We start from the raw sequence: 18,060 nt of genomic DNA on the forward strand, positions 1-18,060 counted from the left end.
TCGGTGCTCGGCGTCGGCGCACGCGCATCCTCGTCGGGCGGCGATGCGGATTGGGGCGTGTCGGCGAGCTACCGACTGGCGTTTTGACGGCCGCATCGTAAGCCGTTGGAGATAACGGCCGCCCCGCGATTCGCGCGGGGCGGCCGTTTCGTTTCGCATCGGCGATTTCTCAGCGGCGATCCCGCGAATGGTCGTTCAGATCAGGCCCGGATCGGTGATGCCGTGCGCGCCGGTTTCGATGCGGCCGGCGAGGCGGCGGTAATACTCCGGGTCGTTGGCGTCGGTGAGCACGAAGTCGTACCACTGGTGGCTTTCGTCGAGGCGGATCGGGCGCTGGCGGGTGGTGCCCGGGCCCAGGCGTTCCAGGCGCGCTTCGTACAAACCGTATTGGTCGGCGATGCTCAGCCGCACCGGTTTGTGAGTGGTGTTGCGCAAGGCCAGGATCAGTTTGCGGCGGCGCAGGCGCAGGTCCGGCACGGTCGTCGCCGAGGGGTTGGCGCCGTGCAAGGAGCCGCGGAACTCGCGGAAAAAGCCGTTCGGTGCGAACACCTGCAAGGCATAGGCGCGGGCACCGTCGCTGTCGAGCGCCCACTCGCCGTGCAAGGACTTGCCGGGCTCGACGGTGTAGCGGCGCGGGATCGCGTTCGGGTCGAGCAGGTCGTAGACATGGAACACCGCGCTGGCGCGGCCGGTGTTGCCGAAATGCAGGCGCACGCGGCGCGCGCCGACATCGATGCGTTCGCCGACCTGCAGGTCGTAAGGCAGGGCGCGCGAGGGCTTGATGCCGCGTTCCTGTTGCGCCGCACTCGCCACCGTGGGCGGTTTCGGCGCCGGCAAACGGCTTTGTTCGGCGACGATGCGGTCGGCGTTGCTGGTGTCGGGCAAGTTCGGGATCGGTTCGCGGTTGGGGTCGACGAAATTGAAGGCGCTGGTGAGGTCGCCGCAGACCGCGCGCCGCCACGGGCTGATGTTGGGTTCCATGACGCCGAAGCGGCGTTCCAGGAAACGGATCACCGAGGTGTGGTCGAACACCTGCGAATTGATCCAGCCGCCGCGGCTCCACGGCGAGATCACATAGGTCGGCACGCGCGGGCCGAGGCCGTAGGGGCGGTCGTAATAGATCGGCGGGTCGTTGGAGGTGCCGTGCGAAGGGCCCGAGCGCGCGCGGTGGTGCTCGCCGTGCAGGTCGACGGTGGAGCCGCCGAGATAGCCGCCGTGGCCGTCGAGCGAAGGCGGCGCCGGCGGCGGAACGTGGTCGAAGAAACCGTCGTTCTCATCGAAGTTGACGATCAGCACCGTGCGCGCCCAGACCTCGGGGTCGGCGGTCAGGGCGTCGAGCACGCGCGCGGTGTAGTCCGCGCCCCAGATCGGCGCCGACGGCCCCGGATGCTCGGAGTATTTCGCCGGCGCGACCAGCCACGACACCTGCGGCAGGCGGCCGCTGCGCACGTCGGCGGCGAGGTCGTCGAGGGTCCAGGTCTTGAGCGCCTTCTCGGCCAAGGCCGAGCCCGGCAACGCCGCGCGGAACTGGCGGAAGCCTTCGAGCGGGTTGTCGGTGAAGTTGTCGTCCATGTCCTGGTACAGCTTCCAACTGACCCCGGCTTGCTCAAGGCGCTCGGGATAGGTCGTCCACCAGTAACCTTCATTGGCCGGGCCGTAGTCGTCGAAGGTGTTGACGATCGCCGGGCCGCCGCGGTCGGCGGCCGGGTTGTTGGTGCCGGTCCAATGGAACAGGCGGTTCGGGTTGGTGCCGGTCTGCTGCGAGCAGTGGTAGGCATCGCACAGGGTGAAGGCGTTGGCGAGCGCGTACTGGAACGGGATGTCGGCCTGGCGGTAATAGCCGAGCGAGCGTTCGGTCTTGGCCGGCAACCAGCGGTCCATCAGGCCGTTGTTCCAGGCCGCCTGCGAATCGGGCCAGGTGTGCGGCGTGCCGCCGATGCGCTGCGCGCTCGTGGTCGTGGTGTCGAGGTGGTAGGGCTGGATCTCGCGGCCTAGCGCGGTTTGCTGGTGCCACACCGGCTTTCCGTTCGGCAGCGGAATCGGAAAGCGGTCGCCGAAGCCGCGCACGCCGCGCATCGCTCCGAAGTAGTGATCGAAGGAGCGGTTCTCCTGCATCAGGATCACCACGTGCTTGACGTCGTGGATGGTGCCGGTGACGCGCGCGGCGGGGATCGCCAGCGCTTTCTGGATGCTTGGCGGGAACAGGTTGAGGGCGAGTCCGGCGGCGGTGGCGCCGGCGGCGCTGCGCAGGAAGTCGCGGCGTTGTTGGTCGGTCATGGGTAATCCGTGCAGTCGTTCGGGGGAATCGGTGGGCGGCCGATCTCCCAGCCTGCTTGCGCAACGTGGCATCGCGGTTACCGCGGCGAGAGCGGTGCGCCGACTTGTGCGCCAGCGCTCATTGTGTGTGCCCGGTCGGTGCTGCTCAGCGTCGCAGTCGCAACAGCAGATGCACCGGCAGTCCGGCCGCGACCAGCACCGCGCCCCACGACAAGGCCTCGGCGCCGATGCCCCACAACGCGTACAGGCTGAAGGCGAGGGCGAAGCCGGCGACGATGCGGCTGCGGCCCTGGCCGCGCAGCAACCACGCCGCGCTGCCGGCGACGTAGGGCAGCAAGGTCGCGGCGGTCGACAGCAGGATGGCGAAGGTGAATACCTGCACCAGCGTGCGGCTGTAGTTCGACAGCACCAGGGCACTGGCCAGGGCGGCGCCGATCACGATGCCGAGCCTGGGCGTGCCGCGCGCATCGACGCGGGCGAAGAACGCCGGAAACACGCGGTCGCGCGCGGCCGCCAGCGGCAGTTGCCCCGACAACAAGGTCCAACCGTTGAGCGCGCCGAAGCAAGACACCGCCGAGACCGAGGCGAGGGCGAGGCCCGCGGCCGGGCCCCAGATCGAGGCCGCGGCATCGGCCATCGGCGAGGGCGATTGGCGCAGCGTTTCGGCCGGCACCAGGCCGAGCACCACGGTGCAGGCGAGGATGGTGGCGATGCCGGCGAGCAAGGTCCCGATCACGGTCGCGCGCGGCACGTTGCGTTCCGGGGCGGCGATGGCGTCGGCCGGCACGGTCGCCGCTTCCAGGCCGAGCAGCGCCCACAAGGTCAGCGCCGCGGTCGCATTGGCCACCTGCGGCAATGAACCGCCACCGGGATTGAACGGGCGAAACGCCGTGCCGGGATCGAGCCACCACAGCGCGACCACGCCGAACAACAACAGCGGCAACAATTTCAGGGCGGTAGTGACGAGCTGCATGCGGCCGGCTTCGCGTACCCCGGCCAGGTTCACGGCGGCGCAGATCCACAGCGCCGCCAGCGCGCAGGCCGCGGCACGCGCGGGCGTCGCGGTCAGCTGCGGCGAAATCGCGCCGAGGCTGCCGGCGAAGGCCACCGCGATGGCGGCGTTGGCGCACCAGATCGAGATCCAGTAACTCCAGGCGACGACGAAGCCGACGCTGTCGCCGAAGGCGCGATGCGCATAGGTGTAGGGCCCGCCGCTGTGCGGCCAGCGCATCGCCATGCGGGCGAAGGTCCAGGCGAGCAACAAGGCCCCGCACAAGGTGATCGCCCAACCGATCAGGCTGGCGCCGCCGTAAGGCGCCAACGCCGCCGGCAGCAGGAACACGCCGCTGCCGATCATGCTGCCGACGACCAGCGCCGTCGCGGTCCACAGGCCCAGCGGGCGTGCGCTCGCGGGCGTGGTCCGCAAGCGGCTAGCGCTCCACCAAGGCGGCGGGAATCGCGGCCGGGCCGGCATCGCGATAGGCGTCGCGCAACAACTCCTGGAAGTGATGCACGGCGTTTTCGCGCAAGGGGTTCAGGCGTCCGGCCACGTACGAGCCCGAGGCCAGCCCGCGTTGCACGTCGGCGCAGATGGTCAGGTCTTCCAACTGCACTTCGTCGCTGAATTCCAGGTCGGCCTCGCGACGCGTGCGCGCCTCGAGCGAGTCGTCGGAGGTGTAGTAGAAATCGAACTCGACCCGGCAACGGTCGACGCCGATCGGAACCACCCGGTTGGTCTGCAGCCGCCCGGGCAGGATGTTGAGCATGGTGTTCGGCCACAGCCAGTAGTACAGCGCGTCGCCGTTGCCGTACAGGCCGTCGCCGCTTTCCAGCGGGCTCCATTGATAGGAATACCAGCGCGCGGTCTCGGTGATGTAGCTGCGGTAATCCAGCAGGCGGTTGAGGCCGGGATGGATGTGCGGGACGTGGTAGCCCTCGAGATAGTTGTCGACGTAGACCTTCCAGTTGCAGGCGACGTCGTAACCGACCCGGTGATGGTGGCGGTAGTGTTCGAGCCCGCGTTCGGCGCCGATGCGCGCATCGATGCCGGCGACGAACTCGTCGAAATCGAGATTCGGATGCGAAGCGGCGAACACCAGCCCCTGCCAGACCCGCACCCGCAACTGCGGCAGGCGGATCTGCGCCGGATCGAAGTCGGGCGCCTGCGCCATCTCCGGCGCCGAGCGCAGCACGCCGTCGAGGCCGTAGGTCCAGCCGTGGTAGCGGCAACGCAGCGAACGCGCGGCCAGGCCGTCGCAACTCGCGATCGGCCCGGCGCGATGCCGGCAGACGTTGTGGAAGACGCGGATCTCGTCGTCGGCGCCGCGCACCGCGATCACCGGCAGACCGGCGAAGTCGGCGACGACGTGATCGCCGGCGTCGCGCAACTGGCAGACATGGGCGATCAACTGCCAGGCGGGGTCGAAGATGGTGGCGCGGTCGCGCGCGGCCATGGCCGGCTCGACGTAGTAGTGCGCGGGCAGGGCGGTGGCGTGGCTGAGCGCCTGCGGAGCGAGATCGGCAGCGGCGGCGACGTGGGCGGCGGGCTCGGTCATGGCCCGAGTATCGCGCCGCAGAGGGGCCGCGCCTAGGCCCGGCGAATGGGCGCGACGCAGGCGCGGCCGTATCCGCCGCACAGGGCCTGTTCGCAGGCGTTTGCAGGCCGATGTGGCGCGCCGCGACCTGGGCCCGCGCCGACCACCCCGGCTCGTGGCTATACTCGGCCCCTATCTCCATGCAGCAAAGGAATGCCATGAATCAGCCCGTCATCCCCGATGTAGCCCTGGTCGACAACACCGAGCAGCGCACCCCGCTGGTGTTGGTGCTCGACTGCTCCGGCAGCATGCTCGGCGAGCCGGTCCGGCAATTGAACGAAGGCCTGAAGCTGCTCGAACAGGAGCTCAAGTCCGACGTGATCGCGGCCAAGCGCGTGCGCGTGCTGGTGGTGCGCTACGGTGGTTTCGACACCGCCGAAGTGGTCGGCGACTGGTGCGACGCGATGGATTTCACCGCGCCGACCCTGGAAGCCGAAGGCACCACGCCGACAGGCCGCGCCATCGAACTGGCCCTGGCCGAAGTCGAAAACGAAAAGCAGCGCTTCAAGCAGGCCGGCATCGCCTACACCCGGCCGTGGCTGTTCCTGATGTCGGATGGCTCGCCGACCGACGCCTGGGAAACCTCGGCCAAGCAGGCGCGCGACGCCGAGCAGGCCAACAAGGTCGCGATCTTCCCGATCGCGGTCGGCGAAGGCTCGCAGGACAAGGTCATGGCCCAGTTCAGCAGCAAGGGCGCGGCCGGCGTGAAGCGCCTGCAGGGTCTGCAGTTCCGCGAATTGTTCCTGTGGCTCAGCGCGAGCATGCAGGTGGTGTCGCAGTCGCGGCCGGGCGGTCAGGCGCAGTTGCCCTCGACCGACACCTGGTCGTCGGTGCCGACCTGAGCGGCGGGTCCCGGGCCATGGGCTGGCGGATCTATGCGGCATCGGCCACCGGAAAATCGCATCTCGACAAAGGCATTCCCTGCCAGGACGCGTTCGCTTTCCACGCCGACGGCGACGTCCTGGTGGCGGTGGTCTGCGACGGCGCGGGTTCGGCGGCGTCGAGCGACGTCGGTTCGCGCCTGACCGCCGACACGGTGGTGCGCAACCTGGCCGCGGCCTGGGCGCAGCAGGGCGATGCTTCGGCGACGAGCGAGCAGGCGGTGTTCGAACTGGCGGCAGCCGCGGTGCTCGACGCGCGTGCCGCGCTGATCGCCGTGGCCGGCGCAGCGCAGGCGGAGTTGTCGAGTTATGCCGCGACCCTGGTCGGCTTCGTCGGCGACGCGGAGCGCGGCTGGTTTTTCCACATCGGCGACGGCCTCGGCGTCGCCGAAGCGGCCGATGCGCAGACGCATGCCGCCCGCGTGTCGGCGCCGGAGAACGGCGAGTACGCCAACGAAACTTACTTCGTCACCGGCGAGGCCTGGCGCGAGCATTTGCGCGTGCTGGCCGTGCCGTACCCGGTCGCTCGCTTGAACCTGATGTCCGACGGCGCGATGCCGTTCGCGATGGAAAAGGGCAATGCCGGCCTGTACCGGCCCTTCATCGATCCGGTCGCGCGTTATCTGGCCTCGGTCGACGAAGACGCGGGCAGCCGCGCCTTGTTCGGCACCCTCGACGATCCGCGCACGCACGGCATCACGTCCGACGACAAGACCTTGCTGATCGCCTTGCGGGTCTGATCCGGGCGCCATGACTCTGCGCAGCGGCAGCAGCATCCGGATCGGGCCTCGGCGTTCGACGCTGGGCGCGCTGATCAAGAGCGGCGGCGCGGGCAGCGTATACCTGCTGCCCGACGACGCCCACAGCGTCGCCAAGATCTATCACGAGCGCGTCGACCCGCCGAGCTATACCGACCGCATCGAGGCGATGCTGGAACTGCGTCCGCATCTGCCCGACCAGGTCGAGGGCGGCAAGCGTTACGTCCAGATCGCCTGGCCGCATGCGGTGGTGCGCGACGAACGCGGGCGTTTCGTCGGTTTCACCATGCCGGCGCTCGACGTGAAGTCGACCTCCGAACTCGAACAGGTGCTGCAGGAGCGGCAGGCGCGCGCGGCCGGGCTGCCGGTCGGGCTCGGCGCCAAGGTCACGCTGGCCGCCAACCTCAGCGCGGTGCTTGCCGCGCTGCACGCGCAGCATCACTACGTGGTCGACCTGAAGCCGGTCAACCTGCGCTTCTATCGCGCATCGCTGTACATCGCCTTGCTCGACTGCGACGGCTTCAGCATCCAGGGTCAGGGCAAACGTTTCTCTGCGCCGCAGGTCACGCCGGATTACCTCGCCCCGGAGTTCCAGGCGCGCAAGCTCGGTCCGGACGGCGAGGAAACCCAGGACCGCTTCGCCCTGGCCGTGGTCGTGTTCCAGTTGTTGAACTTCGGCATCCATCCCTACAGCGGCCGGCCGGCTTCCGACCGCGTGCCGACCGACATCCCGGCGCGCATCCGCGAGCGGCATTACGCCTACGGCCTGCGCGCCCATCGGATGATGACGCCGAGCCCGGTCAGCGCGCATGCCGCGATCCCGCTGGAGCTGCGCGAGTTGTTCGACCGCGCCTTCGGCAAGGACGGCGAGCAGCGGCCGAGCGCGGCCGAGTGGAGCCGCGCTTTGCGTAGCTATGCGCAGCCTTCGAGCGGGCGCCTGGTCGTGTGCGCGCGCAATCGCGAGCATCAGCACTACGCCAGCCAGCCGTGCGCGTCCTGCGTGCGCGCCGAGCTGATCGCGAAGACCGCGCGCAACGCCAAGCCGCGGCCGAAACCGAATCCGCGGCCGGAGCCTTCGGGCGGTCGGCGCGGGGCGCGCGGGCCGATTTCTGCGGTGACCGCCGCGCAGATGGCCCAGATGCAGGCGCAACTGACCCGCATGCAGGCGCAGATGCAGGCGCAGACCGCGCAGAACGTGGCGCAGGCGCAACGGTCCTGGTGGCCACGCGGGTCTGGCGCGGCCGTCGCGAGTAAACCTTGGTCGTCGCGAATCGGCATCGCAGTGCGGGTCAGCCTGGCGGTGGCGCTGCCCTGGTCGTTCGCCCGGATCGCTCAGTTCGTGCAGGCCTTGTACGCCCAGTTGCTGCCGAGCTCGGGCGCGGCCGCGCTCGACGGCTGGATGAACGCGATCCTGATGACCTTGCTCGGCGCCGGGTTTCTGGCCGCTTGCGGCGTGTTCATGCTGGTCCTGCCGAGGATGCTCAAGAACCGATGAGCCGGCCCAAGCCCTTGCAGCGTTTCCGCTACACCCGCATGGCCTGGGGCAAGCTGGCCGTGCTGCTGTTCTTCACCTTGATCCTGCTGGCGCCGTTCACCGGCTGGTTGATGTCCTTGCCGCTGTGGGCGATGGACGTGGCCGGGCATTGGGTGTCCTCGCCGCTGCACAGCCGCGACGAGCGCTGGTTCAACCTCGCCTTGTTGATGGCGGCGGTGCCCAGCCTGATCGCGGTGCTGATGCGCTCGATCGAGCACAACGACCGCGAACTGCGCATCGGCGTGGTGGTGGCGGGGTTCGCCGTGGTCGCGATCCTGGTCGCGCCGGCGCGCAACGCGCAGCGCTTCCCCGCCGATGCGATCGTCGGCGGCGTGCCGGCCGCGCCCGCCGAGCCTTCGGCGATGGCCGATGCGCTGGCGTCGCCGGCGCCCGCGGCGGTCTCGCCGCCGCCGCCGCGTTCGGCGCGCGAACGCGAGGCCGAGATCGATGCCCTCATCCGCGGCGCCGCGAGCAGCGCCGCGCACGGCGATTCCTTCTATCGCCAGCAGCTCGCGATGATCGCGGTGCAGGCGCAGGGATCGAACGCGAAGCGCGATGCCGACCGCTACGACGGTGCGATGCGGTTGTATCGCGAAGCCTCGGCGGCCTTGCAGCCGGGCGCCGGCGCCGAGCGCATCGAGCCGATCGAGCACTATTTGTCCGCGGCGGTGGCGGCCGACCCTTCGCGCGCATTGCCGCCGCGCGAGCTCGGCATCTGGCGGCTCGGCGCTTTCATGGACGGCCTCGGCCGCTATGGCGCCGCTGCGGAGCGGCCGCTCGACATCGTCGATGCCGAAAGCCTGCGCCGCCAGCGCGACGCGGCGCGGGCGAATTTCTTGCAGGCCTTGCGCACCAACCCGACCTTCGACGGCGCCTGGCGCGGCCTGGCCTGGACCTGGCTCTACGACCAGCCGGACCTGGCCCTGGGCGCCTTGATGATCGAAGCCGAACAAGTCGGCCGTGCCGCCGGTTCGCGCGCGGTGCGCCAACGCATCGACGTCGCCGGCGGGGCCGAGGCCGCGCCGCGTTTCCAGATCCTGCAGGCGCGCGCGCAGGAGGTGGCGATGGAACTGCATGGGCTGTCGATCCCGGCCGCGGTGCGGGTGATGGCGCGCCGGCCGCTGCCGTCCCTGCCGCCGGCGGTAGCGACGATGCAGAAGATGGTCGGCACCGGCGCCGGTGTCGCCGTCGAGCCCGCGCCCGACGATCTGTCGACGATCCCGCGCTTGTCGGATGCCTTGGACGCGGTCGCTTTTCGCGGCACGAAGGCCGCGCCGAGCACGACCGCGCTGCTGGCCACTCCCTGGCGTCGTGGCGCCCTGGTCGTCGCCGGCCCGCTCGACCTCAGTCACTGGCGTGCGCGCGTTGGGGCGGCCGGACAAAAATCCTTCGATGCCCGCATCGCCGGTTGGCCGCGCTATCGCATCGCGCGCGGTTTCGATCTTCCGCGCGGGCTGGACCGCTCCGCGCCGGCGATCCTGGTATTGCCGGCGATGATCGAACGTCCGCGCGGCGACTTGGGCAACGTGGTGCTGCTCGATGCCTCCAGCGGCGCCTGCTCGGGCCGTTACTGCGGCTGGGTCTTGCGCGGTCCGTGAGCGCTCGCGCGGCTTGTTGGCCGCGGCGCGCGGTCGAGGCTCAAGCGTTCGGCAGCTCGGCGATGGTCACGCCGATGATCAAGGGCACCTCCGAGGTGGTGGTGCCGGTGAAGCTCAGGCTCGCCGGGTCGGCTTTCCAGCCGGCGCGCGCGCTGCCGCCTTCGGCTTCGAGGGTGAAGGGGCCGATGCGCAAGCCGGTGGCGAACTTGAAGACGTTGGCGAAGCGGCGGAAGGTCGAGGTGGTGGTGCGGATGCTGAAACTAGGTTTGTAGCCGACGACCATGCCGCTCTTGACCAGGCCGAAGAAGCCTTTTTCGCCGAACACCGCCTGGCCGCGCTCGTCGCCGAACGGGCTGTAGCCGTGGACGAAGGGGCCGTCGATCATGCTGCGGGCGAATTCGCCGTCGTACCAGCCGCCCGGGGCGATGCGGATCCGGTCGACCGCCTGGAAATCCAGCGACAGTTCGAGTTGGTTGTCGAACTCGAATTCGTCGATGCGCTCCCAACGGCCGTTGATGCGCACCTGCCAGAACAACTGGCGGATCTTGCCCTGGCGCCCGGCCCAACTGCGGCCGAAATCGTAGGGCGCCTCGCGGTTGCTGAAACCCACGGTGGCGCCGGCCGGGCCGTGACCGGCCTGGACCCGTGCGACCCAGTCGGCGGCGTCGTGTTCGACCTGCCAGTCGGGGACCTTGGCCATCTTGATCAGGTTGAGATCGGCCAGGCGGACGTGAAAGTCGTCGCTGCCGCAACGGCGCTGGGCCGCGCCGAGTTCGACCGCGTCGCACTGCGCGATCAAGGCCGAGTAGTGCGCCTGCGCCTGGTTCATCGCGGTCTCGGCGGCGACGATGCGCGCCTGGTAACCACGGCCGCCGCTGCGGCCCAGCCACTCGCTGAAGCAGGGCTCGTTGTCGGCGACTTGATTGGCGTAGGCCGAGGCGGCCGAGGTCGTGGCCAGGGTGTAGTGGTTGGTCGCCACGACCAGTTCGTCGTCGGCGTCGTGCAGGTGCTGGCGTAGGCTCGGGTATTCGGTCGCGGCCGGGATCACGTTGAGGAACTGCTGATAGGCCTGGTGCACCGGGTCGCCGCTGGAGACGTAGGCGCCGATCGCGCTCCAGCGCGGCGCGGTCGCGCAGAAGTCGTGCTGGGCGGCGCTGATGAAACCGGCCTGGGTGAGCGGCCAGTCCCAACGCGTCGACGGATAGACCAGTTGGAAGTCGTCCGGCGAGACGTCGATCGAATCGGTCAGGGCCCGGTACAGCAGGCCCCAGGGCTTGTCGTCGAAATCGTTGTTGGCGGCCAGGCCGGCATCGAGGCGGGCGAGTTCGAGCAGGCGCCGGTCCTGGGCGCCGTGGCGGAACTGCGAGAGCGGGCCGATGTCGTCCTGCGAGTCGAGCGTGTCGCCGCCGTCGCCGGACAAGGTGTAGGGATAGTCGGAATCGGACATGGCCGGGCTCCTGCGAATCCGCCGGGGCGGGTTCGTGCCGGACACCGTGCGCCGGCCGGCGCATCGGTCCCGGCGGCGGCACGCGGCGGTCCGGGTCGGCGCAGATTCCTCGCAGCGCGTCCGGCCTGCCTTACGGCAACCTTACGGTCGGTTTTTCCCTGTTAGATCAATGTCTTGGTGCAACAGGTCGAGCCTTGCCGGAGGCGAACGAACAGGTTCGCTCGCCGTCGTCGGCGCGGGTTCTGGCCGCTTTGCGTCGTTCGCGACGTGGGCCGGGCGTTGGCCGGCATTGCGGTGCGGCCGTCGATAGCCCGTCATTCCCACGCAGGCGGGCTCGGCTCTTCTCCGGCGATGGCCGAACATCCAGAGTCTTCTGCCGGCCGCCGGGCGACAGCGCCGGATCGGTGCCGAAGCGGGAGACGAACGAGGCGGTCGAACCGCCAACATGGGCAGCGGCCGTTGGGTAACGGCCGCTGCGGTTTCCGGCGGTCGGTCGCCGCTGCGCTCGCGGTGCGGGCGCAGCGCCGTCGACAGGCCGCGGCGGGTCAGCGCTTGCGCTTGCCGGCCTGCGGGGTGATTTCCGGGTCGTTGCCGACTTGGGGGTCGCAGGCGACCAGGACGCCGCGCTTGTGGTCGCGCACCAGCACCGAGAAGAAGATCAGGGTCTGGGTGTCGTTGCGGTTCATCATGCTGGCGCTGCGTCCGTCGGCGGCGATCTTGGTGTCGTAGATCTGGTCCTTGGCATCGGAGTTCAGCACGCCCTCGATCTTAAGATCCTTGGACACTTCTTTTTCGAGGCGGTAGGTGATCTTGACCGGGCTCTGGTCCTTGCCGACGGTGACTACGTCGGGCGAGAAACTGTAGAAGTAACGGCCTTGCGCGGCGTTGCCGCCGAACACCACATGGGCGACGGTGAGTTCGATCTCGAGCGTGGCCGGCTTGGTCTTGGTCTTGTTCTTGGACTTCTGAGTCATTGCAGGGCTTCCTGGCGGGTGGGTGGAGCGTAGAAGGCGATGAAATCCGGGTGGCGGTAGCCGCTGCGGCGCAGCCATTCGATCTGGCGCGCAACGTCGGCGTGGGCGTCGAGGTGGATCTGCGCGCGAATCCAGGTGTCGAGCAGGAAGCGGTCGCGCGACTGCGGCGCGCTCGCCGCGAGCAGCCCGCGCACGCGCTTCCAGTCGGCCAGGGCGCGCTCGCGTTGGCCCACGGCGGCCAAGCGTTCGCCGCGCGAAACCAAGGCGCGCGCCAGGGTCGACAGACTGGCGGCGTCGCTGCCGCCCGAGTGCAGGGCTTCGAGGTCGGCCACGGCGCGGTCGATCTGCGCCGGCCACGGCGTCGTTGCGGCAGCGCTCTCCACCTGGGCCAGGCGCAGGCGCACGACGGCATCGAGCCGGCGCCATTCCGGCAGCGATTCGGTTTGCGCGAGCAAGGGCGCCAAGGTGCTCAGCGCTTCGCGCATTTGCTGGACGGCCGGCGCATGCGCGCCGCGCAACGCGTCGATCCAGCCGGCGTGGGCTTGGGCATGGGCGAGGTCGCGGCGCCAGGTGCGGTTGTCGGGTTGCTGCTCGACCAGTTGGCGCAACAGGGACCGGGTTTCCTCGGCATCGCGAGCGGCCTCCTCGATCCGGCCCCGATCCAGCGCCAGGATCGAGCTGCGCAACAACGCGGTCGCGAGTTTGCGTCGCCAGGCATTGGCGTCGGGTTCGTCGGCGACCAGTTCGCGCAGCATCCGGGTCTGCAGGGCGTAGCCGGCGGCGGCCGCTTCGAGTTGACCGCGCGACTCCTGCGCGGTGCTGAGCCAGGACAGGCTGTCGACCAGTTCGTAACGCAGCGACTTGTCGTCGGGCTTGCGGGCGATCAGCTCGCGCTTGATCGCGACCGAACGCGCGAACAGTTCCGCGGCCTCGTCGGTGCGCTGGCGGCTGTTGGCCAGGGTGCCGAGATTGTTCAGCGCATACGACAGTTCGAGCTGCCAGCGCGGGTCGGTCGGCGCGCGCGCGACCAATTGCTCGGCCGCGCGCAGATAGTCGAGCCAATGCGCGTGCGCCGGATCCATGCGTTTCTGGCGGAAGTCGTAGTATCCCTGCCAGTAGGCGACCGTGCCGGATTCGGCCAGGGCCTCCAGCGAGTCGGGGGTTTCCCGGCGCGCCCGCGCCACCGCTTCGGCGGCACGCTCGAAGGCGGCGTTGGCCTCGTCGAACCGGGCCAGGTTCATCAGTACTTCGCCGACCGTGCGCAGGGCGCGCGCATGGTTGACCAGTTCGCGCGGTTGCATGTCGGCTTCCGGCATGCGTTCCAGATAGGTCAGGGCCTGGCTGCCGACGCTGTCGAGCAGTTGCAGGTTGCCGATCGGGCGCAGTTGTTCGGCGAGGTCGCCGAGCATGAAACCGACCAGTTGCTGGGCCTGGTCGCGGCGTTGTTCGGCTTCGCGCCGCGCTTGCAAGGCCTGCAGGCCCAGGCCGACCGAGGCCAGGGTCAGTGCCGCCAGAGCGCCGATCGCGCCGACCCGCAGCCATTGCTTGCGCCGTTGCTGGCGTTCGCTGGCGCGCAGGAATTCGAGGTCGGCCGCGGCCAGGTCGGCCGGCAGACGGCGCGCGGCCTCGCGCGCTTCGGCCAGCGGGCGGCCGGGATTGAGCAGGTGATCGGAACGGCGGCCTTCGCCGGCCCAGCGCCGCGCCGCGCGCTGCAGGCGTTCGCGCGCCTGCAGCAACTGGCGGTTGTCGCCGGCCCATTCGCGCGCGCGCGGCCACTGCCGCAACAGCGCCTCGTGGGCGACGCCGAAGCCCGGCTCGCCGCCGCTGAGTTCGCCGACGAACAGCCGCGCGCGCACGAAGGCTTCGGCCAGCTCGCGTGCCGCGGCATCGTCGAGCGCCGACCACAGCACTCGTCGCGCGGTGATCGCATCGCTGTCGGGGCGGATCACGATCAAGGCCGCAAGCACGCGTTCCAGGCTGGCTTGCGCGGTCGCCGGCAAGTCGGCGTACACCTGTTCGGCGCGGTGCGCCAGCGCGCCTTCCAGCCCGCCGAGCTCGCGGTAAGTGCGCAGGCTCAACACGCCGCCTTCGTCTTGGCGCTCGTACAAGGCCTGCAGGGTGTGCTGCAGTAACGGCAACGAATCGGGATGCTCGGCGGCGGCGTCGCGCAGCACGTCGTCGAGCCGGACCGAGCTTTCCGGGTCTTCCTCGAAACTCAGGCCGGCCAGCGCGGCGGGGGCGCGGATGATCTGGCCGATCTCGCCCACGCGCGGGGTCAACAGATCGATATGGCCGTCGCCGGCCTTGAGTTCGGCCAGGCCGGGCACGGCTTCGATCAGGCGCGGATAGAAATCGCTGCGGGTGATCGCGATCGCGGCGACGTGCCTGCAGCCGCACAGCGCCGCCATCGCCGCGCCGAAATCGCTGCGGTCGCGGGCGTCGATGGCCGGTTCGGCGACGACGGCCTCGCTGTGGTCGATCACCAGCAACAGGTGGGCGCGTTCGGCGCGGTGCCCGGTCATGCGCAGGAAGGCGTCTTCGATGCGGGCCTGGACCTGTTCGGGCGCGGCGCGCAACTGCTGTTCCAGCGCCTCGGTCTCGGTCTCCAGGAACACCGGCCGCCCCAGTAACGACCAGCCGCACAAGGCCTGGGCCAAACGCGCGAGCAGGTCGCCGCCGCGGCAGGCGCCGAGGTCGAAGTAGACGCTGCTGAGCGCATGCAGACCGTCGAAACCGCCGTCCTGCTGCAACAGCGGCATCACCGCGGCGCGCAGCAGCGAGGTCTTGCCGCAACCGCTGGCGCCGGAGACCAGGACGAAGCGGCGTTGGCTGTCGACTTGTTCGCGCAAGGTCGCGAGCAACTCGGCGGTCGCGCGGCCGCGGCCGAAGAACACCCCGGCATGGGCCTGGTCGAACGAACGCAGACCCACGTAAGGGCTGCCCTCGGTCCACGCCGCCGCGCGCGGCAGGCCGCTGCGGTAGTCGTCGGGAAAGCTGACCCGCGCAGCCAGGCGATAGCCGCGCTTGCGGATGGTCTCGATGTAGTCGGGTTCGCGGCTGCGGTCGCCGAGTCGGCGCCGCAACTGGGCGATGGTCTTGTGGACCGGGTTGTCGCCGTAGAAGGTGCCGCGCCAGATCTCGATCAGCAGTTGCTCGGCGCTGATGACTTCGCCCGCGCGCTCGGCCAGGGCGACCAGCACTTCCATCATGCGCGGTTCGAGCGCGGTGGTTACGCCTTCGCGGACGATCGACAGACGATCGGGCTGTACCAACAGCGCGCCGATGCGGAACTGCGATACCGATGCCAGGTTCTTGATCCGGTCGATGCGTTGATGCATCGCAGGGCACGCTCGTGAGATTGGGGCGGTCGATGTGCGGGGCCAAAGGCGCATGAAGGCTTCATGCGTGCCCCGTCATCCGTAACCGCCGCTCGTTACGAGCCGGCGCAACAGGCGAAAGGCCGCCGGTGTCGTCGCGCCCCATCGCGACGTCAGGCGGGGAGTTCACTGAATCCATGCGCAAGCTAGCAAAATGTCGCGCATCCGTGTGTGCTGGATCACGAATTTCAGTGACACGGCATCGAATCGGCTTGATCGGATGCCGGGGTGGCCGGCAAACAACCGATTTTGCGTGGGGCTGGCGCACACGCCGGTCTCGTACCTGGGCGGCAGCCAGGCGCCGACCGTCGCGACCGATGCCGGGCTCCGCTTCAAGGCGGATGCGGAATAAAAAAAGCCGGCCGGGGGCCACCCCCCTGCGGCCGGCAGACGCTTGCGGCCGAGGGGGATCAGCCGCAGCAATAGCAGACCAGCGGACGGCCCGGGCCGCCGGGGCCGAGTTCGCCGCCGAATTCCGGGCACTCGCTGCGACACGCGAACGAGTTGCACGATTCCGATTGGGCCGGTGCGGCGCCGTTGCCGGCGATCACCTGGAAGGCGCCGAAGCCCATCGCCGCGGAGAACAGCAGGGCGGCGAGGACGACACGGACACCACGATTGCGCTTCTTCATTACTGAGCTCCTGTCGATGTTCGCCGCGCCCTCTCCCAAGACCGCGGCGGATACGCCGGAGCCCGGCACGATGCCGGTCCGGCCGGGGCACGCGGCCAGGGCCGCGTCGTTGGCGGATGCCGGGGCACCCGCCGCAGCGTCGAGTCCCTCGACGCTGCAGGGTTCATCGCGGCACCGCCGGGGCGGCGACCGCGGCCTGCACGGCGGCGCGCGACGGCGACGCGGGCCGCACTGCGCGCAGCAGTTCCTGCAAGGTCTGTTTGCTGTTGATCGCGCCGACGTGCTGGTAGCGGACCCGCCCGTCGCGGCCGATCACCAGCAGCGACGGCACTTTGCGCGCGCGGAACAGCGCCGAGGTGCGGCGGTCGTCGTGGGCGATCAAGGGAAAGTCGAGCCCGTGTTCGTCGGCATAACGGCGGGTCTGTTCGGGCGAGGCGAAGGCCACGCCGATCAGTTCGGCGCCGCCGCCGGAAGCGGCCTGCAACTGCGACGCGGCGAGTTTCAGCTGCGGCAGCGAGGCGCGGCAATGCGGGCAGGTGGTGGTGAAGAAAAACACCACCTGGCTGTCGCCGGGCGGCTGGCCGAGCTCGCGCGCGCGCCCGTCCAGCGACTGCAGGGCGACGCGCGGCACGTACATGCCGACATAGGGTTGGGTGACGCGATCGACCAGCCATTGTTGATCGTCGCGCAGGCGTCCGACCTGCCAGCCGAGCGCGACGACGAGCGCGGTGGCGACGATCAGCGCGGCCCAGAGCAGGCGCTGACCGGACCGCGAGGCCGATGTTTCGATGTCGGATGGCGACGACATGTCACGACCCTAACAGCGAGTGTCAATGCCGAACTTGACGAGGCTCACAATGGCGATGCGCGCATGGCGGGAGCGGAGCGACGAGCCGTTCGAGGGTAGGAGCGGCGTAAGCCGCGGCCTGCGGCAGGCCGCGAGGGACCGTCCGCAGACCGGTCGTGCCTTGTGACCGAAAGAAATTCCAGAAGGGCGCCGTTCCTACCCAAGCCAAGCAATCGTGGCCGTCAGCTCGCGCATTCCTGCGCCCGCAGCGGCGCCGCCGGACGCTGGCGCAAGGCCTGGGCGGTCGCGACGCCGAGCAAGGTCAGCACGCCGCCGATCCAGTGATAGGTCTGCAAGGGCTCGCCCAGGAATAGCACGGCGAACACGGCGGTGAACACCGGGGTCAGGTTCATCAGCACCGAAGTCTTGTCCGCGCCCAGGCGCAGCAGGCCGTGCATCCAGAACCACGGCGCCACGGTCGAGGCCAGCAGACCGGCGTACAGCACCAGCGGCAGGTTCTGCGCGGTCAAGGCCACCGACGGCGCCAGCAGGAAGCCCGGCAGCAACAGCACGCTGCCGCACAGGACTTGCAGGTACAGCGACTCGCCGTTCGGGATCGGCAGCGCCCAGCGCTTCACCAGCACGCCGTACAGCGCGTACGAGGACGCGGCCAGCAGCATCATCAGTTCGCCGCGGCCCAGGCCCTGCTGCAGTAATCGCGCAGGGTGCCCGCCGCTGAGCAGCCAGCTCAGGCCGGCGAAGGAAATCAACGCGCCGATCAACATGCCCGGCGAAGGACGCGTCTTCAGCACGAACATGCCGATTACCATCGTCATCGGCGGAATCGCGGCGACGATCAGGCCCATCGACATGGCGCTGACGCTGTGCGCGGCGAAGTAGGCCAGCGACTGGTACATGACCATGCCGAGCGCGGCGAGCACGATCAACTTGCGCCAGTGCGGACGCACCTGGGCGCGCAGCTTCCACACCCGCGGCAGCATGAAGGGAGTGAGGACGAGCAGGGCGACCAGCCAGCGGTAGAACGAAATCGCCGCCGGCTCGATCGCGCCGGCCGACAGCTTGTTGACGATCGTGTTGCCGGCCCAGATCAGCGTGGCCAGGATCGGCAGTAACAAATGCATTGCGGTGTTCCGTACAACGTGGGGCGGCTCATTCTAGAATGTCGGGTAATCGACAGATG

14 protein-coding genes are annotated in these 18,060 nt (G+C 69.5%); 5 read left to right on the top strand and 9 right to left on the bottom strand.

Going from position 1 to position 18,060, the window contains the following annotated elements:
* Positions 1–195: 195 nt before the first annotated feature.
* The 3 genes from EX88_RS0116400 to EX88_RS0116410 all read right to left on the bottom strand — a co-directional run bounded on the left by EX88_RS0116400 (position 196) and on the right by EX88_RS0116410 (position 4,832).
* Positions 196–2,277 carry a phosphocholine-specific phospholipase C gene (locus EX88_RS0116400; RefSeq protein ID WP_031373075.1) on the bottom strand — a complete coding sequence of 694 codons (2,082 nt, stop codon included), beginning with the start codon at positions 2,275–2,277 and terminating at the stop codon, positions 196–198.
* 145 nt (positions 2,278–2,422) lie between these two features.
* Positions 2,423–3,703 carry an amino acid permease gene (locus EX88_RS0116405; protein WP_031373076.1) on the bottom strand — a complete coding sequence of 427 codons (1,281 nt, stop codon included), beginning with the start codon at positions 3,701–3,703 and terminating at the stop codon, positions 2,423–2,425.
* A gap of 4 nt (positions 3,704–3,707) precedes the next feature.
* Positions 3,708–4,832 (bottom strand): aromatic ring-hydroxylating oxygenase subunit alpha, encoded by a 1,125-nt coding sequence (locus EX88_RS0116410; protein WP_081931111.1) that lies wholly within the window; start codon positions 4,830–4,832, stop codon positions 3,708–3,710.
* 197 nt (positions 4,833–5,029) lie between these two features.
* Here EX88_RS0116410 and EX88_RS0116415 point away from each other — a divergent pair, with 197 nt between their 5' ends.
* The 4 genes from EX88_RS0116415 to EX88_RS0116430 are packed head-to-tail and all read left to right on the top strand — an operon-like array spanning position 5,030 to position 9,642.
* Positions 5,030–5,713, top strand: coding sequence for a vWA domain-containing protein (locus tag EX88_RS0116415; RefSeq protein ID WP_051885203.1), 684 nt, complete (start codon positions 5,030–5,032; stop codon positions 5,711–5,713).
* Positions 5,714–5,730: 17 nt separating this feature from the next.
* A complete protein-coding gene (locus tag EX88_RS0116420; protein WP_031373079.1) occupies positions 5,731–6,492 on the top strand; it encodes a PP2C family serine/threonine-protein phosphatase in 762 nt (253 codons plus the stop codon).
* Positions 6,493–6,502: 10 nt separating this feature from the next.
* The gene (locus tag EX88_RS0116425) at positions 6,503–8,005 is read left to right on the top strand and encodes a hypothetical protein (RefSeq protein ID WP_051885204.1); all 1,503 of its coding nucleotides are present in this window, start codon (positions 6,503–6,505) and stop codon (positions 8,003–8,005) included.
* On the top strand, positions 8,002–9,642 hold the full coding sequence (locus tag EX88_RS0116430) for a hypothetical protein (RefSeq protein WP_031373081.1): 1,641 nt from the start codon (positions 8,002–8,004) through the stop codon (positions 9,640–9,642). Before EX88_RS0116425 ends, EX88_RS0116430 begins: the two co-directional genes overlap by 4 nt.
* Positions 9,643–9,682: 40 nt before the next feature.
* On the opposite strand, the gene EX88_RS0116435 is transcribed toward EX88_RS0116430, so the two are convergent.
* From EX88_RS0116435 to EX88_RS0116445, 3 genes are all read right to left on the bottom strand, one after another.
* Positions 9,683–11,089: a hypothetical protein gene (locus EX88_RS0116435; RefSeq protein ID WP_031373082.1), complete on the bottom strand. Its 1,407-nt coding sequence runs from the start codon at positions 11,087–11,089 to the stop codon at positions 9,683–9,685.
* Positions 11,090–11,634: 545 nt separating this feature from the next.
* The gene (locus EX88_RS0116440; RefSeq protein ID WP_031373083.1) at positions 11,635–12,063 is read right to left on the bottom strand and encodes a hypothetical protein; all 429 of its coding nucleotides are present in this window, start codon (positions 12,061–12,063) and stop codon (positions 11,635–11,637) included.
* Entirely contained in the window at positions 12,060–15,401 is a 3,342-nt protein-coding gene (locus tag EX88_RS0116445) for a winged helix-turn-helix domain-containing protein (RefSeq protein ID WP_031373084.1), read from the bottom strand. Before EX88_RS0116445 ends, EX88_RS0116440 begins: the two co-directional genes overlap by 4 nt.
* A gap of 193 nt (positions 15,402–15,594) precedes the next feature.
* Here EX88_RS0116445 and EX88_RS26100 point away from each other — a divergent pair, with 193 nt between their 5' ends.
* Entirely contained in the window at positions 15,595–15,792 is a 198-nt protein-coding gene (locus EX88_RS26100) for a hypothetical protein (protein WP_152566315.1), read from the top strand.
* A 58-nt stretch (positions 15,793–15,850) separates the two neighbouring features.
* On the opposite strand, the gene EX88_RS0116455 is transcribed toward EX88_RS26100, so the two are convergent.
* From EX88_RS0116455 to EX88_RS0116465, 3 genes are all read right to left on the bottom strand, one after another.
* Positions 15,851–16,072 (bottom strand): hypothetical protein, encoded by a 222-nt coding sequence (locus EX88_RS0116455; protein ID WP_031373085.1) that lies wholly within the window; start codon positions 16,070–16,072, stop codon positions 15,851–15,853.
* Between the two features lie 163 nt (positions 16,073–16,235).
* Positions 16,236–16,880: a peroxiredoxin family protein gene (locus EX88_RS0116460; RefSeq protein WP_051885205.1), complete on the bottom strand. Its 645-nt coding sequence runs from the start codon at positions 16,878–16,880 to the stop codon at positions 16,236–16,238.
* A 221-nt stretch (positions 16,881–17,101) separates the two neighbouring features.
* The gene (locus tag EX88_RS0116465) at positions 17,102–18,001 is read right to left on the bottom strand and encodes a DMT family transporter (RefSeq protein ID WP_031373087.1); all 900 of its coding nucleotides are present in this window, start codon (positions 17,999–18,001) and stop codon (positions 17,102–17,104) included.
* Positions 18,002–18,060: the final 59 nt, after the last annotated feature.

The organism is Lysobacter antibioticus (assembly GCF_000731095.1).
Taxonomy (GTDB): Bacteria; Pseudomonadota; Gammaproteobacteria; order Xanthomonadales; family Xanthomonadaceae; genus Lysobacter; species Lysobacter antibioticus_B.